This window comes from Streptomyces lycii (genome assembly GCF_009735685.1).
Taxonomy (GTDB): Bacteria; Actinomycetota; Actinomycetes; order Streptomycetales; family Streptomycetaceae; genus Streptomyces; species Streptomyces lycii.
On record NZ_WHPN01000420.1, the window covers coordinates 34722 to 54547 of the forward strand.

Here is a 19826-nt window from a genome sequence, read left to right on the forward strand (position 1 = left end):
GGCGGGACCGCGACCGAGAGGGGCCGCCGGGGCCGCTGCGTGTCCGGGGCGGTCAGGGGCCGGGCAGATCAGCCGCGGGACGGATTGCCCGCGGACCGTCGGCCCCCGGCCCGGCACCTGGGGCGCCCGGGCCCCATGCGTATCCGGCGGTCAAGGGCCGGGCGGGTCGCCCGCGGAACCGTCGGCCCCGGCCGGGTCGGGCTGCCGGCCGCCGGGGCCACCTCGCTGCCGGGCCGCCGGAGGCCTCCCGCTGCCCGGGGCGGCCCCGGTGATCAGGCCGTGGGACCCGTGCTCTGGTTTCCGCCCTCCTGCTGGGCGGCCTGCTGCTCCGCCACCGACTCGTGCACGTCCTTCATGTCGAGGCCGCGGGCCTGGCCGATGACGTCCTCCAGCGCGGCCTCCGGGAGCGCGCCGGGCTGGGCGAAGACCGCCACGTTCTCCCGAACGATCATGAGAGTGGGGATCGAACGGATGTCGAACGCCGCCGCCAGCTCGGGCTGTGCCTCCGTGTCGACCTTGGCGAACACCAGGTCGGAGTGGCGCTCGGCGGCCTGCTCGTACACCGGTGCGAACTGGCGGCAGGGGCCGCACCAGGAGGCCCAGAAATCGATCAGGACGAAGTCGTTGTCGGAGACGACCTCGTCGAAGTTCTCCTTGGTCAGCTCGACCGTGCTCATGTGTCCTACCTGCTTCCGAAGACGTCTGGGGCCGGTGTCCGCTTGCGGAAACCAGCAGGGAGCCTGTCCGTATTCCGATGTTTCATGTGGCCGACTTGGTGCCACGTTGGAAGGATTGCCGATGACGGTGGTACCCGACGCGGGAGAGGCCAAGCAGCGATGAGCGAGACGCCGTACGACGTGGTGGTGATCGGTGCCGGGCCGGTGGGTGAGAACGTCGCGGACCGGGCCCGGGCGGCCGGGCTGTCCGTGGCGGTGGTCGAGAGCGAGCTGGTCGGCGGCGAGTGCTCCTACTGGGCCTGCATGCCCAGCAAGGCCCTGCTGCGGCCGGTGTCCGCGCTCGCCGCCGCGCGGGCCGTCGCCGGGTCCCGGGAGGCGGTGACCGGCCCGCTCGACGCCGAGCACGTGCTGCACCGGCGGGACTCCTTCACCTCGCACTGGAAGGACGACGGGCAGGTCGAGTGGGTGGAGTCCATCGGCGCCGACCTGGTGCGCGGCCGGGGACGGCTCGACGGGCCGCGGCGGGTGGCCGTGGACACCCCGGGCGGGGAGACGCTCGTGCTCACCGCGCGGCACGCGGTGGTGGTCGCGACCGGCAGCCGGGCCAAGCTGCCCGGGCTGCCGGGTCTGGACCGGGCGCGGCCGTGGACCAGTCGGGAGGCCACCTCGGCGCAGGCGGTCCCGGAACGGCTCGCGGTGGTCGGCGGCGGTGTGGTCGCCGTCGAGATGGCCTGCGCCTGGCAGGCGCTCGGCTCGGCCGTGACGATGCTCGTACGCGGCGAGGGCCTCCTGGAGCGGATGGAGCCCTTCGTGGGCGAGCTGGTCGCCGAGGGGCTGGCGGACGCCGGGGTGGAGATCCGCACCGGGGTGTCGGTGACCGGCGTGCGGCGCCCGGCGCCCGACAGCACCGTCACGCTGGAGCTGGCCGGGGTCGGGGAGAGCGAGGCCGACGAGGTGCTGTTCGCCACCGGCCGGGCACCGCGCACCGACGATCTGGGGCTGGAGACGGTGGGCCTCACGCCCGGGTCCTGGCTGACCACCGACGACTCCTGCCGGGTGACGGACGTCGCGGACGGCTGGCTCTACGCGTGCGGGGACGCCAACGGGCGGGCGCTGCTGACCCACCAGGGCAAGTACCAGGCCAGGATCGCCGGAGCAGCGATCGCCGCCCGCGCGCAGGGCCGGCCGGTCCCGGAGGACGACCGCTGGGGCGCGTACGCGGCGACCGCGGACACCGCCGCCGTCACGCAGGTCGTGTTCAGCGAGCCGGAGGCCGCGTCGGCGGGGCTGACGCTGGCGGAGGCCGAGCACCGCGGGTACCGGGCGCGTGCCGTCGACACGGACCTCGGGTCGGTCGCCGGCGCGGCGCTGGTGGCGGACGGCTACCGGGGGCGCGCCCGGATGGTCGTCGACCTGGACCGGGAGGTGCTGCTCGGGGTGACCTTCGTCGGGCACGGGGTGGGGGAGCTGCTGCACGCGGCGACGATCGCGGTGGCCGGGGAGGTGCCGGTGGGACGGCTGTGGCACGCGGTCCCGGCGTACCCGACGATGAGCGAGGTCTGGCTGCGGCTGCTGGAGGCGTACCGGGACGGGGGCTGACCCCGGGACCCGGCCGGGGCCCGGGCCACGCGGCCGTGGACACCCGGGCCGCCGCCACGGGGCCGTGGACGCGCCGGTCGCGGCTACGAGGCCGTGGACACCCCGGACTGCTGGGCCGGCGGCGTGCCGGGCACCGGCTCCGTCGTGGACGCGGGCCCGGTCGCGGACCCGGAAGTCGCGGGCGCGGAAGTCGCGGGCGCGGAAGTCGCGGGCGCGGGGCTCGCGGGCGCGGCGGGCTCCGCCGCCCGCGTGAGCGGCTTCGCGTAGCAGCGGCTGTCCGCCTCGAAGCGGTAGAGGCCGAACTTCTCCGTCGGCTCGTAGCCCGAGGACGTGTAGAGCGCGATCGCCTCCGGCTGCCTGGTGCCGGTCTCCAGGACCACGCGCCTGCGGCCCGCGGCGCGGGCGCTGTCCTCCAGGGCGGCCAGGACCCGCCGGGCGAGGCCCCGGCCGCGCGCCTCCGGGACGACGTACATCCGCTTCAGCTCCGCGTCGCCGTCGCGGTTGCCCTCGCCGTTGCGCTCCTGCGCGCGCCAGCCGCCGGTGGCGACCGGCGTGCCGTCCTCGTCGTACACGAGCAGGTAGATCCCGTGCGGCGGGTCGAACTGGGCCGGGTCCATCTCGGTCATGTCCGGCTCGCCGTAGCGCTCGGCGTACTCCAGCTGGACGCGGTCGTTCAGCTTGCGGGCGTCGGGATGGTCGTAGCGCACGGTGCGGATCTGCATGGGCGTAATCGTACGGTTGTCCGCTCCTGGGCGCGGAGCCGTGTCCGGATGCCGGTATCGTGCCGGGATGCTCACCGTGACTTCCGTGAACGTGAACGGCCTGCGCGCCGCCGCCAAGAAGGGCTTCGTGGAGTGGCTGGCGGACACCGCCGCCGATGTGATCTGCCTCCAGGAGGTACGGGCCGAGCCCGGCCAGCTGCCGGAGGGGATCCGGGCGCCGGAGGGCTGGCACGCGGTGCACGCCCCGGCGGCGGCCAAGGGCCGGGCGGGCGTCTCGCTGTACTCCCGGCGGTCGCCCGACGCGGTACGGACCGGCTTCGGCTCGACCGCGTTCGACACCTCCGGCCGCTACATCGAGATCGACCTGCCGGGCGTCACGGTCGGCAGCCTCTATCTGCCGTCCGGCGAGGTGGGCACCGAGCGGCAGGAGGAGAAGGAACGCTTCATGGCGGAGTTCCTGCCGTATCTCGGGGAGCTGCGGGAGCGGGCCGCCGCGGACGGCCGCGAGGTGCTGGTCTGCGGTGACTGGAACATCGCCCACCAGGAGGCCGACCTGAAGAACTGGAAGGCCAACCGGAAGAACGCCGGGTTCCTGCCGGAGGAGCGCGAGTGGCTCTCCCGGGTGTTCGGGGAGGCGGGGTACGCGGACGTGGTGCGGCAACTGCACCCGGACGTGGCCGGGCCGTACTCGTGGTGGTCGTACCGCGGAAGGGCGTTCGACAACGACAGCGGGTGGCGGATCGACTACCACGTGGCGACGCGGGGGCTGGCGGCGCGTGCGGTCAAGGCGGTCGTCGAGCGCGCGCCCAGCCACGACCTGCGGTGGTCGGACCACGCCCCGGTGACGGTGGAGTACGCCACCGGCCCGTGAGCCGTCGCCGCGCGACCGTGCGCGCCTCCGCACGCCCGTAAATCCGTGAGCCGCCCGGCGTTTTCCCGGACGTAACCCTTCCGTTGTGCCTAGCCTGGGCGGATCCCCCTACGGTCGCGCGGAAGAGGTCGTCACGATGCCCCGGAAGAACCTCACTGCCAACAGGGCGGCGCTCGCCCACCGGGCCCGGTACGCCCTGCGTCATCCCGGCCGGGTGCCCCGGTTCCTGCTGCGGGCCGGCCGGGACGCCTGGCTGCGTTTCCGGTCTCCCGACCATGTCGCGTACTACCGCGCGGTGATGAAGTCCGACACCGCCGGGAGCCCGGAGGCGGCGGTCGGCAGCAGGAGCCATGACCGCTGGCTGGCGCTGGGCGCCATGCAGTTCGACTACCTGGCTTCGCACGGGCTGCGGCCCGAGCACCGGATGCTGGAGATCGGCTGCGGCAACCTGCGGGCGGGCTGGCGCTTCATCCAGCACCTCGACACCGGCCACTACTACGGCATCGACATCTCCCCGGACATCCTCTTCGCGGCACAGGACACCCTCGTCCGGCAGGGGTTGCAGGACAAGCGGCCGACGCTGACGCCGGTGCGCGACCTGACCTTCGCCTTCCTCCCGGACGGGTACTTCGACGTGGTGCACGCGCACAGCGTCTTCTCGCACTCCCCGCTGTCCGTGATCGACGAGTGCTTCGCCCATGTCGGCCGGGTGCTGTCGCCGGACGGCTGGTTCGACTTCACCTTCGGCCGTACGGAGGGCGAGGAACACCACGTGCTCCGCGAGGACTTCTACTACCGGACGGAGACCCTGGTCGCCCTCGCGGAGAAGCACGGGCTGTCGGCGCGCTTCATGGACGACTGGGAGAAGCTGCCGCACGGACAGTCGAAGATCCGGGTGACGCACGGGCCGGGACGGGCCGAGCGGCCGGGAACCGGCGCGCGGCCTGAGGCGGCGGGTACGGAGCCGGAGGCGGACGCGGGGCCGGAGGCGGGCGCGAAGCCGAAAGCCGTGAAAGCCGTGAAAGCCGCGAAAACTGCCAAGGCGACGAAGAGCGCGAAGGCTGCGAAGGCCGCGAAGGCCCCGGAGAGTTCGAAGACCGCGAAGGCCCGGGTGGCGGACTGAGGCCGGGAGGCGGCCCCGCTGCCGGAAGCTCCCGGCCGGTCCGGAGGGCTCCCGGCCGGTCCGGAGTCCTCCCGGTCAGTCCGGCGGCGGCCCCGGGTCCGGCAGCGAATCCGGGTCCTGCGGCGGCTCCGTGCCCGGCGGCCCTGAATCCGGCGGCGGCCCCGGGTCCGGGTTGCCGGCCGGGTGGCCCGGGTCCGGCCTGCGTTCCCTGCGCCAGTCCTCGATCTCGGCGCGGATGCGGCGTTCCATCGCCATCGACAGCTCCGCCTCCATGACGGTCTCGGCGACCGGTCGCAGCCGTTCGACGGTCCGGGTGATCCGGGCGAGTTCGCCGGGGCTCAGCGGTTCGGAGGGCTCGGAGGGCTCGGAGGGGTCGAGCACGCGGGACACGACGTGGGTGCGGAAGAGGCCGGTGAAGAGTTCGGCCAGGGCCTCCGCGTGGCCGCGGACCTCACGGGCGGCGGCGAGTACGGCGGCCAGCGGAACGCCCTCGTCGACCAGCGCGCCGGACGCCTCCAGCAGTCGCCGGCTGACGTGCACCACCTCGTCGCCGTCCAGCGCGACATAGCCGAGGTCGAGCGTGGCCTGGAGGTTCTCGGTGGTGACCTCGCCCTCGAAGTGGTCCGCCAGTTCCTCCGGGGTCAGCCGTACCGGGGTCTCCTCCGACCAGGGGACGATGGCGGACTCCAGGCCGAGCAGTTCCCCGACGTCCCGGCCGCTCTCGAAGGCGGTGAGGAGGTCGGCGATGCCGCCGAGGGTGTGCCCGCGTTCCAGCAGCGCGGCGATGGTGCGCAGCCGCGCCAGGTGGTGCTCGTCGTACCACGCGATGCGGCCCTCGCGGCGCGGTGGCGGCAGCAGCTTGCGCTCGCGGTAGAAGCGCAGGGTGCGCACGCTGATGCCGGCCTTGCCGGCCAGTTCCTCCACCCGGTATTCGCGCGCGCCGCCCTGGCCGGCGACGGCCCCGTCCCGGTCCGTCTCGTCGTTCCCCACACCGGAACCCTATGACCATCGCCCGCGGACGCCGTGGGTGCAACCGGCGGTAACTTCTTTTGGCCCACCCCCTACCCACCGGTACGCGACTGCTCTACTCTCCCAATCGTGCCAGTGATTGCTGGCATGGTCGCCGGTCCGGCAAGCCGGGCCGAAAAGTCGGCGGCCGAGGGCAACAGCAGTGCGGGAGGCGGGCATGGCGGAGCGGAAACGCGAGCACGTGCGGGTGGCGGTGATCGGATCCGGGTTCGGCGGACTGGGGGCCGCGGTCCGGCTGCGCCGCGCGGGGATCACCGACTTCACCGTGCTGGAACGGGCCGGCTCCGTCGGCGGCACCTGGCGCGACAACAGCTACCCCGGCTGCGCCTGTGACGTGCCGTCGCACCTCTACTCGTTCTCCTTCGCGCCCAACGCCGAATGGCCCCGGAACTTCTCCGGCCAGCCGCACATCCGCGCGTATCTGGAGCGGGTCACCGACACCTTCGGGCTGCGGCCGCACATCCGGTTCAACAGCGAGGTGCTCAGCGCCCGCTGGAACACCGAGGAGCTGCACTGGGAGATCGAGACCAGCGGCGGACCGCTCAGCGCCGACCTGGTCATCTCCGCGACCGGCCCGCTCTCGGACCCCAAGATCCCGGACATCCCCGGCCTCGGCACGTTCCCCGGCAAGGTCTTCCACTCGGCCCGCTGGGATCACGACTACGACCTCCGGGGCAAGCGCGTCGCCATGATCGGCACCGGCGCCTCCGCGATCCAGATCGTCCCCGCGATCCAGCCCGACGTGTCCCGGCTGACCCTGTTCCAGCGCACCCCGCCGTGGGTCATGCCCCGCATGGACCGGAAGATCAGCGGAGTCGAGCGCTGGCTGCACAGCAAGGTGCCGGCCACCCGCGCCCTGCGCCGCGGGCTGCTCTGGACGGTCCGCGAACTCCAGGTGCAGGCGTTCACCAAGCACCCGCAGGAACTCGGGCTGGTCGAGAAGCTGGCCAAGTCGCACATGCACCGCGCCGTCAAGGACAAGGCGCTGCGGGCCAAGCTCACCCCGGACTACCGGATCGGCTGCAAACGGATCCTGCTGTCCAACAGCTACTACCCCGCGCTGGCGCGGCCGAATGTCGACGTCGTCGCCTCCGGCCTGAAGGAGGTCCGCGGCTCCACCCTGGTCGCCTCGGACGGCACCGAGACCGAGGCCGACGCGATCGTCTTCGGCACCGGCTTCCACGTCACCGACATGCCGATCGCCGAGCGCGTCACAGGCGCGGCCGGCCACACCCTCGCCGAGGCGTGGAAGGACGGCATGGCCTCGCTGCGCGGCGCCAGCGCGGCCGGGTTCCCCAACTTCCTGACGATCATCGGGCCCAACACCGGCCTCGGCAACAGCTCGATGATCCTCATCATCGAGGCCCAGCTGAACTACGCGATCGACCATCTGCGGCAGATGGACACCCTGGGCGGCAAGGTCGCCCTGGACGCCCGGCCCGAGGCCGTCGACGCCTGGACCGGCAAGGTGCAGGAGCGGATGAAGCGCACCGTGTGGAACACCGGCGGCTGCGACAGCTGGTACCTCGACGACAGCGGCCGCAACACCACGGTCTGGCCCGGCACCACCGCCGAGTTCCGCAGGGCCACCCGGCGGGTCGACCTCGCCGAGTACGACGTGCTGCGCGCCCCCGCCCGCAGCGAACCGGAGCCCGCGGCCGCGGCCGTCTCCGGAACGGACAACCCCGGCAGCTCCGAGGAGGCAGTGGCATGACCCGTCCCGCCCGGCCGACCGATTCGCCCTACGCGCCCGCCGTCGCGGACCGCGAACTCACCGCGGTATCCGCCGACGGTTCCCGGCTGCACGTCGAACTGCACGGCCCCGAGGGGGCCCCCGCCGTCGTCCTCGTGCACGGCTGGACCTGCTCGACGCTCTTCTGGGCGCCGGTGATCCGTGAACTCCTGCCGGACCACCGGGTGGTCGTGTACGACCAGCGGGGCCACGGCCGCAGTCCGGCCCCGGGCCCCTCCGGCTACAGCACCACCGCGCTCGCCGACGACCTGGAGGCGGTGCTCGCGGCCACGCTTTCGCCGGGCGAGCGCGCGGTCGTCGCCGGACACTCGATGGGCGGCATGACCCTGATGGCGGCCGCCGGACGCCCGTTCCTGGCCGAGCGCGCCGCGGCCGTCCTGCTCGCCAACACCGGCAGCGCCCGGCTGGTGCCGGAGGCCGCCGTGGTGCCGCTGCGCCCCGGCCGGCTGCGGACCGCGCTGCAGGGCGCGCTGCTCGGCTCCACCCTGCCGCTCGGGCCGGTCACCGCGCTCTCCCGGGCCCTGCTCAAGTACGGGACGATGGGCCCGCGGGCGTCCCGGGAGCAGTCCGACGCGGTCGCCCGGGTCGTGCACGCCTGCCCGCGCAAGGTCCGCGGCCTCTGGGCGAAGAAGGTGCTCGCCGTGCTCGACGTCCACGCGAACCTCGCGCGGCTGACCGTGCCCGCGGCCGTCCTCACCGGCAGCGCCGACCGGCTCACCCCGCCGGTCCTCTCGCAGCGGATCGTGGAGGCCCTGCCCGTCCCGGCCGGTCTCACCTCGTTGCCCGGCCTCGGCCACATGACGCCGGTCGAGGCACCCGACAAGGTCGCCGGGGTGATCCGCGGCCTGGTCCGGGACCACCTCACCGGTACGGCCGCCGGCGAAGGAACACTGATCAAGGAGGAGTCGGCGTGAGCGGACGCAGGAACCTGGAGGGCCGGGTCGCGGTCGTCACCGGCGCGGCCCGGGGGGTGGGCGAGCTGCTCGCCCGCAAGCTGGCCGCCCGGGGCGCCAAGGTGGCGCTGCTCGGGCTGGAGCCGGACGAGCTGAAGCAGGCCTCGGAGCGGATACCGACCGAGTCCGGCCACTGGCACGTGGACGTCACCGACTTCGAGGCGATGGACCGGGCCGCCCGCGAGGTCAAGGAGCGGTTCGGCAAGGTCGACATCGTCGTCGCGAACGCCGGTGTGGCGACGGGCGGGCCGTTCACGGAGTCCGACGCGGTCTCCTGGAACCGGGTCGTGCAGGTCAATCTGATGGGCAGCGCCACCACCGCCCGGGCCTTCCTGCCGCTGCTGGAGGAGAGCCGCGGCTATCTGCTCCAGGTCGCCTCGCTCGCGGCGATCACCCCGGCGCCGATGATGTCGGCGTACTGCGCGTCGAAGTCGGGTGTCGAGGCGTTCGCCCACTGCCTGCGGGCCGAAGTGGGCTACAAGGGCGTCAAGGTCGGCGTCGGCTACCTCAGCTGGACCGACACGGACATGGTGCGCGGCGCGGACCAGGACGACGTGATGCGCGAGCTGCGCGCGCGGCTGCCGTGGCCGGCGAACCGCACCTACCCGCTCGAACCGGCCGTCGACCGCATGGTCGCGGGCATCGAGCGGCGCTCGGCGCACGTCTACGGGCAGTGGTGGCTGCGCGGCATGCAGTCGGTCCGCGGCGTGCTGCCGGCGGTCATCGGCACCGTCGGGCAGCGCGAGATGCGCCGTGCCGCACCGAAGATCGCGGCGCAGGGCGTGAGCCGGGGCCTGGTCGGCGCCGGTGGCGCCGCGGACCAGAAGTCCCGCGAGGAGCGCGGCGTCTGACGTTTCCCACAGTTCCGGGCGGGGTCGGGATCCGGCCGCCCGGGCACGCGCGAGGGCCCCGGAACGGGACAGTTCCGGGGCCCTCGGTGTTGCGGGTGCAGCTCAGGCCTGGAGGCCGGCGCTCAGGCCGCCCACGCCGACGACGCCGGCGTTCACGCCCGCGCCGGAGGCGTCCACGGCGATGCCGCCGACGGCGGCGTCGACACCGCTCAGGTCGGCGGAGAGACCGGCCGAGACGACGGCGTTCGCGGACACGCCGGCGGCGATGCCACCGGAGACGCCGTCCAGGTCGGCCTCGGTCAGTTCGGCGGTCTCTACGGAGAAGTCGTTGCGCATGGGGAGATCCATTCGTTCTGGGGACGTACACCTGTGTGCGTTACAGGTGCTGGCTGAAATGGAACACGACGGCGCAGCCGTCTCGCCACTCGCAGTAGTCGCCTTCGCAGGATCATCACATTATCGGGACGCTACCTGACGGTATGCAGCGGCTCATGCCGCCGGACCGGCCTCGGCGGGACCGTTTCCGGCCTTCCCGCCGCTCCGGGGCGGCAGTGGCGGACGGCGGCGGTCGGGGACGTCCGAGTAGTCCGGCGGGGTCGCCGCGGGCTGCTGCTCCAGCAGCTCCAGCGCCAGCCGCACCGCGTCGTCGAACTGCCGGCGCCGCCCCTCGGCCCAGTCCACCGGGGTGCGTTCCACCTCGAAGTCCGGTTCAACGCCGTGGTTCTCGACGCCCCAGCCGTACTCCTCGAACCAGGCGGCGTTCATCGGCACGGTGATGACCGTCCCGTCGCCGAGCCGGTGCCGGCCGGTCATCCCCACCACGCCTCCCCAGGTGCGCAGCCCCACGACCGGCCCCAGCCCGAGCAGTTTGAAGGCCGCGGTGATCATGTCGCCGTCGGAGGAGGTCATCTCGTCCGCCAGCGCGACGACCGGGCCGCGCGGCGCGGTCGAGGCGTACGAGACGGGCTCGGCGTTCCGGGTCAGGTCCCAGCCCAGGATGGTGCGGGTGAGCTTCTCCACGACCAGTTCGCTGATGTTGCCGCCCGCGTTGCCCCGTACGTCGACGACCAGCGCGGGCTTGGCCATCTCCATCCGCAGGTCCCGGTTGAACTGGGCCCAGCCGGAGCCGCCCATGTCCGGAATGTGCAGATAGCCGCAGCGGCCGCCGCTCAGCTCGTGCACGACCTCCCGGCGCTTGGCGACCCAGTCCTGGTAGCGCAGCGGCCGCTCGTCGACCAGCGGCACCACCGCCACCCGCCGCGACGGGCCCTCGCCGCCCTCGGCCGCGGGGGCGGCGCCCTCGGCGGACGGCGGGGTGAAGGTCAGCTCGACCGTGGTGCCGCCCGCGGCCGCCAGCAGCGGGAACGGCCCGGTCACCGGGTCCACGGCCCGCCCGTCGACATGGGTGAGCACCGAGCCGTCCGCGATGCCCGTCCCGGCGAGCGGCGACCGGGCCCGGGAGTCCGAGGACTCGCCCGGCAGGATGCGGCCGACGGCCCAGCCGCCGCTCCTGGTGCGGACGAAGTTGACGCCGAGCAGCCCGATCACCCGCTGGTAGTGCGGCGGCCCCTCGTTGCGGCGGGCGGCGGCCACGTACGCGTGCGAGGTGCCCAGCTCGCCCAGCACCTCCCGCAGCAGGTCGGCGAACTCGTCGGGGCTGGCGACCCGTTCGACCAGCGGCCGGTACTGCTCCAGCACCCCGTCCCAGTCGATGCCGCTCATGCCCGGGTCCCAGAAGTACGCCCGGACGATCCGGCCCGCCTCGTCGTACGCCTGCCGCCACTCGGCCTCCGGGTCCGCCTCGTGCATGATCCGCCGCAGGTCGAGCGGGACGGTGGTGTCCGCGTCCGGCAGGTCGTTCGACGGTACGGCGCGCAGGTCGCCCTCGTCGTTCAGGACCAGCCGGGTGCCGTCCCCGCTCACCGCGAACGAGTCCAGGTGCACCGCCAGCTCGGTGCGCTTGGCCTTGGCGATGTCGAAGTGCTCCAGCGTCGGCCGCCCGCTGGTGTCGGCGGGATTGGCGAAGGTCTCGCCGAGTGCCCCGGAGATCGGCCAGCGCAGCCACACCAGCCCGCCGCCCGCGACCGGGCGCAGCGAGGAGTACTTCGACGCGGCGACCGGGAAGGGCGTCACCCGGCTCTCCAGCCCCGCCGCCTCGACCAGCACCGAGCCGTCGCCGCCCAGCTCGTCCGGGTCCAGCCCGCCCGCCGCGGGCCGGCCCTCCGCCGACAGCGCGAACGGCGAGGGCGTCGTGGAGGACAGCGGCACCAGATACGGGCGGCAGCCGAGCGGGAACGACAGGTCGCCGGTGTGCACGTCGTACACCGGGTCGAAACCGCGCCAGGACAGGAAGGCCAGATAGCGGCCGTCGCGGGTGAAGACGGGCTGCTCGTCCTCGAAGCGGCCGTCCGTGACGTCCAGGACCAGCCGGTCGGTCAGCCGGGCCAGCTTGATCTGCCGCAGTGTGCGGCCGGTGCCCGGGTGGGACCAGGTGATCCAGTCGGAATCGGGGGAGAAGGCCAGGTCCCGTACCGGCCCGTTGTCCGAGCGGACCAGCTCCAGCACCTCGCCCGCGCCCTCCGGCAGCGCGTCCGCGATCAGCAGCCGGCCGTCGTGCGAGGCCACCGCGAGCAGTTCGCCGTCCGGGGAGGAGACCAGCTCGTGCACCCGCCCGAGCTTCCCGGCCGCGATGCGGCGCGGGTCGCGGCCGCCGCTGGCCCGGGGCAGATGGGCGATCTCGATCGCGTCCTCGCCCTCGGCGTCCGTGACGTACGCGACCTGGCCGGTCGGCCCGAGGATCTCCGGCAGCCGGATCCGTACGCCCGGGGTGTCGGTGATGGTGCGGGCCGGGCCGTCGCGGTGGGTGAGCCAGTAGAGGCTGCCGCGCACGCAGACGGCGCTCGCCCGGCCGGTGGTGTCCACCGACAGCCCGCCCACGTGCGCGGCGGCGGGCACCTGGTAGCGGCGCCGGCCGGCCCGGGTTCCGCCGAGCCGTACGTCCAGCCTGCGCGGTACGCCGGCCGGGCCGAGGTCGTCGACCAGCCAGATGTCGCCGGCGCACTGGTAGACGACGCGTTCGCCGTCGGTCGCCGCGTGCCGGGCGTAGAAGTCGGGGTGGTCGGTGTGCCGCCGCAGGTCGGAGCCGTCGGGCCGGCAGGAGTAGAGATTGCCGACGCCCTCGTGGTCGGAGAGGAACGCGATCCGGCCGCCGACGAACATCGGGCAGTCGAGATGGCCGTTCAGGTCCGGCAGCAGCCGCTCGCCGTGCAGATACATCCGCCCGGTGGCGCCGCCGCGGTAGCGCTTCCAGGCCGCGGGCTCGTGCGGCGGCTTGCCGGTGAGCAGCAGGGTCTTGTGCTCGCCGTCCGTGTCCGCGCAGGCGATGTTCGACACCGGCCCCCAGGGCAGCCGGCCGCCGGGGCCGCCGTCGAGGGGCACCTTGTAGGCCCAGGAGTAGTACGAGAACGGCTCGCCGTGCGAGGCCACGGCGAGGATGTGGCCGTCCGGGTTCCAGCCGCAGACCCTGGTGTCGGTGCTGCCCCAGTAGCTGAGCCGGCGGGCGGGGCCGCCCTCGGTGCGGACCAGGTGGATCTCCGGGTCCAGGCTGCGCCAGTTGGTGTAGGCGATGTGCCGGCCGTCGGGGGAGAAGCGGGGGTGACCGGTGCGGGTCCGGTCGACCGTCAGCCGCCAGGCCCGCTCCGGTTCCGTGCCGGCGGGGGCGAGAGGGGCCAGCCAGAGGTCGTCCTCGGCCGTGAAGCAGAGGAGATCGCCGTGCAGGTGCGGAAAGCGGAGATACGCGGCATCACTCACCTTTTCCATGGTTCGGGCGGTGCGGGTGTGTGGCAACTCGTGATGGCGGTGGTCCGGGCGGCTGCGGTGGTCCGGCGGCCGGGAGCCCGGTGATGTTCGCGCTCGTGGTGCCCCGCGGCGGGCGGCGGCCGGGTCCGGGGCGGCTCGGGCCCTGCCGCGGGGCGCGGGCTTCCGCGGCGGGCGCGGACGCGGCTCCCGCGCGGGGCGCACGACTGCGCGCGCCCCCGGGAGAGAACGGCGGGACGCACGCTCTTGCGAACCATTCGCAGGTACCTACTATCCTTGAGAGGTTCAGCCCGACCGGCGGCGCGGCGGATCGGCGACCGGAGCCCTCCCCGGGAGTTCCCGCGGCTGAGGGCGGCCGGGCACGCCGGGCCCGGCCGCCCTCAGCCCGGGCACCCCCTCGACCCCGCACACCCACCAGACCCACCAGACCCAGCAGACCCAGCAGCCCCAGCAGAGCGGAGCCCGCTATGCACGTCCCCGACGGGTTCATCGACACCCCCGTATCCGTGGCCGCCGGTGCCGTCGCCGCCGGTGCCGTCGCGGCGAGCCTGCGCGGTGCGCGGCGCGAACTGGACGACCGGACCGCGCCCCTCGCGGGACTCGTCGCGGCCTTCGTCTTCGCCGTGCAGATGCTGAACTTCCCCGTCGCCGCCGGCACCAGCGGACATCTCCTCGGCGGCGCGCTGGCGGCGATACTCGTCGGTCCCTGGACCGGTGTGCTGTGCATCTCCGTGGTGCTGCTCATGCAGGCCGTCCTCTTCGCCGACGGCGGGCTCACCGCACTCGGCGTCAACATCACGCTGATGGGCGTGGTGGGCGTGACCGTCGCCTACGCCGTCTTCCGCGGCCTGGTCCGGCTGCTGCCGCGGGCCCGCGGTTCGGTCACCGCCGCGTCCTTCCTGGCCGCCTTCGTGTCCGTACCGGCGGCCGCCGTCGCCTTCACCGGGATCTACGCCCTCGGCGGCACCGCCGACGTCTCGCTCGGCAAGGTCCTCACCGCCATGGTCGGCGTGCACACCCTGATCGGTGTCGGCGAGGGCGTCATCACGGCGCTCACGGTCGGTGCCGTCATCGCCGTACGCCCCGACCTGGTGTACGGCGCGCGCGGCCTGACACAGCCACTGCGGCTGTCCGCAGCGGCCGCGGCCGCCCCGGCGCGGCCGGGCGGAAACGGCAACCCGGGCGCCCCGGGCACCACCGGGGCTTCCGGCACCACCGGCACCACCGGCATCACCGGCGCCGCCGGGACTCCCGGCACCGGCGCCCGGAGCAGCAAGGAGACGAACGCCTGATGTCCTCCACCGCGCAGAGCCCCTCGGGGCGTACCGCGAGCGGCACCACCCGGCTGGTCTGGATCATCGGCGTCCTCGCCGCGCTCGTCCTCGCCGGTTTCGTCAGCCACTACGCCTCCGCCAGCCCCGACGGCCTGGAGAAGGTCGCCGCCGAGCACGGCATCGACGAGAAGGCCGAGGCGCACGCCGCCGAGGACTCCCCGCTGGCCGACTACCAGGTCAGGGACGTCGACAGCCCCCGGCTGTCCGGCGGACTCGCGGGCGTCGTCGGCGTCGGCGCGACCCTCGCGGCCGGCACCGGCGTCTTCTGGCTCGTCCGGCGTCGCGCCTCGGGCGGGCCGGACGGCTCCGGTGACGGCTCCGGTGACGGCTCCGGTGACGGCGGAGACGCGCGCTGACGATGGGCTCGGGCCACACCCACAAGCTCTACCGGCACGGCACCTCGCCCGTGCACGGGATGCCGCCGCACTGCAAGATCGCCGCCGTGTTCGGCTTCGTCCTCGTCGTGGTCTCCACGCCGCGCGAGGCGTTCTGGGCCTTCGGCGCGTACGCCCTGCTGCTCGCGGGCGTCGCGGCGGCCGCCCGGATCCCGCCCGGCTTCCTGCTGAAACGGCTGCTGGTCGAGGTGCCGTTCGTGGCGTTCGCGCTGCTGATGCCGTTCGTCGCCGAGGGCCCGCGCACCGAGGTGCTCGGCGTCCAGCTCTCCGTGTCGGGGCTGTGGGGCGCCTGGAACATCCTGGCGAAGGGCACCCTCGGCGTCGCGGCGTCCGTGCTGCTCGCGTCCACCACCGAGCTGCGGGCCCTGCTGCTCGGCCTCCAGCGGCTGAGGATGCCGCCGCTGCTCGTACAGATCGCCTCCTTCATGATCCGCTACGGGGACGTGATCGCCGACGAGATGCGCCGGATGCGGATCGCCCGTGCCTCGCGCGGCTTCGAGGCCCGCGGCATCCGGCACTGGGGCGTGCTCGGCAAGACCGCCGGCGCCCTCTTCATCCGCTCCTACGAACGCGGCGAGCGGGTGCATCTGGCGATGGTCAGCCGCGGCTACACCGGCACCATGCCCGACCTGCACACCGTCTCCGCGACCCGCGCCCAGTGGGCGCACGCCGCCGCCCTGCCCGCCGCGGCCCTCGCCGTGTGCCTGATCGGATGGACCCTGTGACCCCCGGAACCACCCCGCCCGCACCCTCCCTGGAGGTCGAGGGCCTCGCGTACGCCTATCCCGACGGCCACCAGGCGCTCTTCGGCGTCGACCTGACCGTCGCCCGCGGCGAGCGCGTCGCCCTGCTCGGCCCCAACGGGGCGGGCAAGACCACCCTCGTGCTGCATCTGAACGGCATCCTCGGCGCGGGCTCCGGCTCCTCCGCGGGCACCGTGCGCGTCGCCGGCCTGCCCGTCGGCAAGCGGCATCTGGCCGAGGTGCGGCGGCGGGTCGGCATCGTCTTCCAGGACCCCGACGACCAGCTGTTCATGCCCACCGTCCGGGAGGACGTCGCCTTCGGCCCCGCCGCCGCCGGGCTGCGCGGGGAGGAACTGGACGACACCGTCCGGCGCGCCCTGGAGCGGGTCGGCATGGCCGAGCACGCCGACCGCCCGCCGCACCATCTCTCCTTCGGGCAGCGTCGCCGCGTCGCCGTCGCCACCGTCCTCGCGATGGAGCCGGAGATCCTCGTACTCGACGAGCCGTCCTCCAACCTCGACCCGGCCTCCCGCCGGGAGCTGGCCGACGTCCTGCGTTCTCTGGACGTCACCGTTCTGATGGTCACCCACGACCTGCCGTACGCGCTGGAACTCTGCCCGCGTTCCGTGGTCCTCAGCGGCGGTGTGATCGCCGCCGACGGCCGCACCCAGGAGCTGCTGTGCGACACGGAGCTGATGCGCCGTCACCGGCTGGAGCTGCCCTTCGGGTTCGACCCGTCGTCGGTCACCGTGCCCGTCTGACGCCGCCCGGACCGGTCTCCCCGCCCGGCCCCGGTTACCGCGGCGGCGGGTGCACGAGGCACCATGGAAGGTCGGTGCACGAACGGGTGGCAGGAGAATCAGCGCAGTGGTGGACGTCCACGGGACGGTGGCGGACGGCTTCGAGCCGGTCCGGGACGCCTTCATCCGAAACTTCGCCGAGCGGGGCGAACGCGGCGCCGCCGTGTCCGTCCACCAGGGCGGCCGGCCCGTCGTCGACCTGTGGGCCGGCACCGCCGACCCGTACGGCACCGAGCCGTGGGCCGAGGACACCGTGCAGGTCCTGCGTTCCGCCGGCAAGGGTGTCGCGGCGGCCGTGCCGCTGATGCTGCACCAGCGCGGACAGCTCGACCTGGACGCCCCGGCGGGCACCTACTGGCCGGAGTTCAAGGCCGCGGGCAAGGAGCGGGTGCTCGTACGTCACCTGCTGAACCACCGTGCGGGTGTGCCCGTGCTGGACAGCCCGCTGACCCCGGACGAGGCGCTCGACGGCGTCTCCGGACCGGCGGCCGTCGCCGCCCAGGCCCCCGTGTGGGAGCCCGGCGCCGCGCACGGCTACCACGCGCAGACGTTCAGCTGGCTGCTGACCGAGCTGGTGCGCCGGGTCACCGGGCGCAGCCTCGGGCGCTGGATCGCCGAGGAGATCAGCGGGCCGCTCGGGCTCGACCTGTGGATCGGCCTGCCGCAGTCCCGGCAGCACCGGGCGGGCCGGATCGCCGATGTCGAGGCGCCCGCGCCGCCCGCCGCCGCGGGGCTGCGGGTGCGGCCCAGGCAGTCCGTCGCCGACGCCTACCGCGACCCGGAGTCCCTCACCCGGCGTGCCTTCACCGCGATCGACCCGCTGCCGGACGAGAACACCACCGCCTACCGGGCCGCCGAACTGCCCGCGTCGAACGGCACCGGCACGGCCCGCTCCCTGTCCCGCTTCTACGCCGCCCTGATCGGCACGGTGCCGGGCGCCCGCCGCCCGCTGTTCGTGCCCGCGACGCTCACCATGGCGCGTACGGAGGAGTCCGCGGGGCCGGACCGGGTCCTCGTCGTGCCGACCCGCTTCGGCCTCGGCCACATGCTGCACGGCCCGGCCTGCCCGCTGCTGGGCTCCGGCTCCTTCGGCCATCCGGGCCGGGGCGGCTCCCTGGGCTTCGCGGACCCGGAGTCGGGGCTGGCGTTCGGTTACGTCACGAACGGGCTCCAGCGCTCGGTCACGGCGGACCCCCGGGCGCAGGCGCTGATCCGCGCCCTACGGGGCTGCGCGAGCCGCTGAGCGGGCCGGGCCCTAATTCGCCGTGCCCAGGGGCTGAGGCATGCCCCGGGCACGCCGCCCGGCGCCCGGTGAGGGCGCGGGGGTGCGCTGGCGGGCGGGTGCGTTGGCCCGGGCGTGCGCTTGCCCGGGGATGCGCTTGCCTGGGGGTGCGCTTGCCTGGGGGTGCGCTTGCCCGGGGGTGCGTTGGCCTGGGGGTGCGCTGGCCCGAGCGTGCGCTGGCGCGGGGTGCGTTGGCCCGGGCCTGCGCTGGCGCGGGGTGTGCTGGCGCGCGGGTGCGTTGGCCCGGGGGTGCGTTTGCCTGGGGGTGCGCTGGCGCGGGGGTGCGCCGGCCCGGGGTGTGCTTCGGGCGCTCGGGCCATCCCGGGTGCCGGGGGCGGGCCCTCCGGGAGGGGGTCTTCCACCGCATATTTACGGCCGCCCGAACCGGTGGCTTCGACGGTCATCCTCTTTGCGCGGCCACACATACACGTAAGCGTGGAAGACCCCCTCCCTACGGACCCACCCCCTCCCGTATCGATGGCGGCTGCGGGCCGTCGTCGGGCGCGCCGCCCTGCTTTCGCTTTGCCGCGCTCGCGACCGTACCGGCACGTTCCGGGCGTATTCGACTCGTTCCGGCCGCGGGGACGCGGCGGGCTCCGGTGGGCCTCCGGGGTTGCGTCCCGGCCCGGCCGGGCACACAGGCCCCGACCCCATTCAGGGGTGATCAAGCGGTCGGGCGGACGGACGGAGGCGGACGGCGATGGGGCGGTTCGACGGATACGGCGTGCTGGTCACGGGCGCCGGGCGGGGCATCGGCGAGGTGGTGGCGCGCCGCCTCGCCGGCGAGGGCGCGCGGGTGCTGGTCACCGATCTCGACGCGGGCCGGGCGGAGGGCGCGGCGGCGCGGGTGCGCGCGGCGGTCCGGCCGGCCGACCCGGGCGGGGGACTCGATTCCGGGACCGGTACCGCCACCGGTCCCGGATCCGGGGTGGGGGGCGGACCGTCCATCGCTCCCGGACCCGCCACCGGGCTCGGGCAGGTCACCGCCCCCGGGACCACTACCGGGCCACGGCCCGCCGCGCCCGGGCCCGCCACCGGCCACGGCACGGGGACGGCCGAGGCCCACGTCTGCGACGTCGGCGACCAGGCGTCGGTGGACGCGGCGGTGGCGTACGCCGTCGCCCGGTTCGGCTCGCTGGACGTCCTCGTCAACAACGCCATGTCCTGCACCCCGGACACCCCGCTCATCGAGGACCAGCCCGAGGACGCCTGGCAGCGGGACCTGGACACGACGCTCACCGGCGCGTTCCGCTGTGTCCGCGCCGCCATGCCGCACCTGGCCGACGCCGGGGGCCGCGGCGCGGTGGTGAACATCGGCTCCGTCAACGGCCACCAGGACTTCGGGAATCACGCCTACAGCGCGGCCAAGGCCGGACTGGCGAGCCTGACCCGCACCCTGGCGGTGCAGTCCGCCGAGCGCGGTGTCCGGGTCAATCTGATCGCGCCCGGCACCGTCCGCACCCCGAACTGGGACGGCCGCGAGGACGCGCTGGAGCGCGCCGCGCGGGTGTATCCGCTGGGCCGGGTCGGGCGGCCGGAGGACATCGCGGCCGCCGTGGCGTTCCTGGCCTCCGCCGACGCCTCGTGGATCACGGGCGTGACCCTGCCGGTGGACGGCGGCCTGCTGATCAGCAACGCCGCGCTGCGCCAGGCCTTCCGGGGCGACTGACGGCGGCTCCCGAACCGCTACCGGGAGATGCCGTACGGAAGTACCGGGGCAGATGCGCAGGACGGGCGCGTGCGTACGGAAGTGCCGTACGGAAGTGCCGTACGGAAGTGCCGTGCGGAGGCGCCGTGCGGAGGTGCCGTGCGGAGGTGCCGTACGGAGGTGCCGTGCGGAGGCGCCGTGCGGAGGCGCCGTGCGGAGGCGGTGCGTGG

General features: G+C 74.3%; 13 protein-coding genes and 3 pseudogenes. 11 read left to right on the forward strand and 5 right to left on the reverse strand.

Translation table 11 applies throughout. The annotated features are described in order from the left end of the window. Positions 1–272 precede the first annotated feature (272 nt). Positions 273–677: a thioredoxin gene (gene trxA / locus GCU69_RS30115; protein WP_098752338.1), complete on the reverse strand. Its 405-nt coding sequence runs from the start codon at positions 675–677 to the stop codon at positions 273–275. 159 nt (positions 678–836) lie between these two features. Here trxA and GCU69_RS30120 point away from each other — a divergent pair, with 159 nt between their 5' ends. Further along, the gene (locus tag GCU69_RS30120) at positions 837–2276 is read left to right on the forward strand and encodes a dihydrolipoyl dehydrogenase family protein (protein WP_156207779.1); all 1440 of its coding nucleotides are present in this window, start codon (positions 837–839) and stop codon (positions 2274–2276) included. Positions 2277–2506: 230 nt separating this feature from the next. Here GCU69_RS30120 and GCU69_RS30125 read toward each other — a convergent pair. Beyond that, positions 2507–2998, reverse strand: a pseudogene (locus GCU69_RS30125) (GNAT family N-acetyltransferase); the annotation flags it as partial. Positions 2999–3065: 67 nt separating this feature from the next. On the opposite strand from GCU69_RS30125, the gene GCU69_RS30130 reads away from it, so the two are divergent. Next, positions 3066–3869: an exodeoxyribonuclease III gene (locus GCU69_RS30130; protein ID WP_156207781.1), complete on the forward strand. Its 804-nt coding sequence runs from the start codon at positions 3066–3068 to the stop codon at positions 3867–3869. A 136-nt stretch (positions 3870–4005) separates the two neighbouring features. Further along, positions 4006–4776 (forward strand): annotated as a pseudogene (locus GCU69_RS30135) (class I SAM-dependent methyltransferase); the annotation flags it as partial. A 291-nt stretch (positions 4777–5067) separates the two neighbouring features. Here the strand turns inward: GCU69_RS30135 and GCU69_RS30140 are convergent. After that, on the reverse strand, positions 5068–5982 hold the full coding sequence (locus GCU69_RS30140) for a MerR family transcriptional regulator (RefSeq protein ID WP_235978795.1): 915 nt from the start codon (positions 5980–5982) through the stop codon (positions 5068–5070). A 196-nt stretch (positions 5983–6178) separates the two neighbouring features. On the opposite strand from GCU69_RS30140, the gene GCU69_RS30145 reads away from it, so the two are divergent. From GCU69_RS30145 to GCU69_RS30155, 3 genes are read left to right on the forward strand one after another with little or no spacing between them, the layout of a single operon-like run. Next, positions 6179–7735 (forward strand): flavin-containing monooxygenase, encoded by a 1557-nt coding sequence (locus GCU69_RS30145; RefSeq protein ID WP_098752323.1) that lies wholly within the window; start codon positions 6179–6181, stop codon positions 7733–7735. Continuing rightward, positions 7732–8688, forward strand: coding sequence for an alpha/beta fold hydrolase (locus GCU69_RS30150; RefSeq protein WP_098752322.1), 957 nt, complete (start codon positions 7732–7734; stop codon positions 8686–8688). Before GCU69_RS30145 ends, GCU69_RS30150 begins: the two co-directional genes overlap by 4 nt. After that, positions 8685–9578 carry an SDR family oxidoreductase gene (locus GCU69_RS30155; protein WP_098752321.1) on the forward strand — a complete coding sequence of 298 codons (894 nt, stop codon included), beginning with the start codon at positions 8685–8687 and terminating at the stop codon, positions 9576–9578. The genes GCU69_RS30150 and GCU69_RS30155 overlap by 4 nt, the downstream gene beginning before the upstream one ends. Before the next feature lie 102 nt (positions 9579–9680). On the opposite strand, the gene GCU69_RS30160 is transcribed toward GCU69_RS30155, so the two are convergent. Both GCU69_RS30160 and GCU69_RS30165 read right to left on the reverse strand, forming a co-directional pair. Beyond that, positions 9681–9914 carry a type A2 lantipeptide gene (locus GCU69_RS30160; protein WP_098752320.1) on the reverse strand — a complete coding sequence of 78 codons (234 nt, stop codon included), beginning with the start codon at positions 9912–9914 and terminating at the stop codon, positions 9681–9683. Between the two features lie 153 nt (positions 9915–10067). Continuing rightward, entirely contained in the window at positions 10068–13397 is a 3330-nt protein-coding gene (locus GCU69_RS30165; RefSeq protein ID WP_156207782.1) for a S41 family peptidase, read from the reverse strand. Between the two features lie 464 nt (positions 13398–13861). Between GCU69_RS30165 and GCU69_RS30170 the strand changes: the two are divergent. From GCU69_RS30170 to GCU69_RS30195, 5 genes and pseudogenes are all read left to right on the forward strand, one after another. Beyond that, positions 13862–15084, forward strand: a pseudogene (locus GCU69_RS30170) (energy-coupling factor ABC transporter permease). A 2-nt stretch (positions 15085–15086) separates the two neighbouring features. Further along, positions 15087–15848 (forward strand): cobalt ECF transporter T component CbiQ, encoded by a 762-nt coding sequence (gene cbiQ, locus GCU69_RS30175; RefSeq protein WP_156207783.1) that lies wholly within the window; start codon positions 15087–15089, stop codon positions 15846–15848. Further along, on the forward strand, positions 15836–16627 hold the full coding sequence (locus tag GCU69_RS30180) for an energy-coupling factor ABC transporter ATP-binding protein (protein ID WP_156207784.1): 792 nt from the start codon (positions 15836–15838) through the stop codon (positions 16625–16627). The genes cbiQ and GCU69_RS30180 overlap by 13 nt, the downstream gene beginning before the upstream one ends. A 109-nt stretch (positions 16628–16736) precedes the next feature. Then, positions 16737–17909, forward strand: a complete 1173-nt coding sequence (locus GCU69_RS30185) for a serine hydrolase domain-containing protein (RefSeq protein WP_098752351.1) — start codon at positions 16737–16739, stop codon at positions 17907–17909. A gap of 739 nt (positions 17910–18648) precedes the next feature. Further along, entirely contained in the window at positions 18649–19617 is a 969-nt protein-coding gene (locus GCU69_RS30195; RefSeq protein ID WP_235978797.1) for an SDR family NAD(P)-dependent oxidoreductase, read from the forward strand. Positions 19618–19826: the final 209 nt, after the last annotated feature.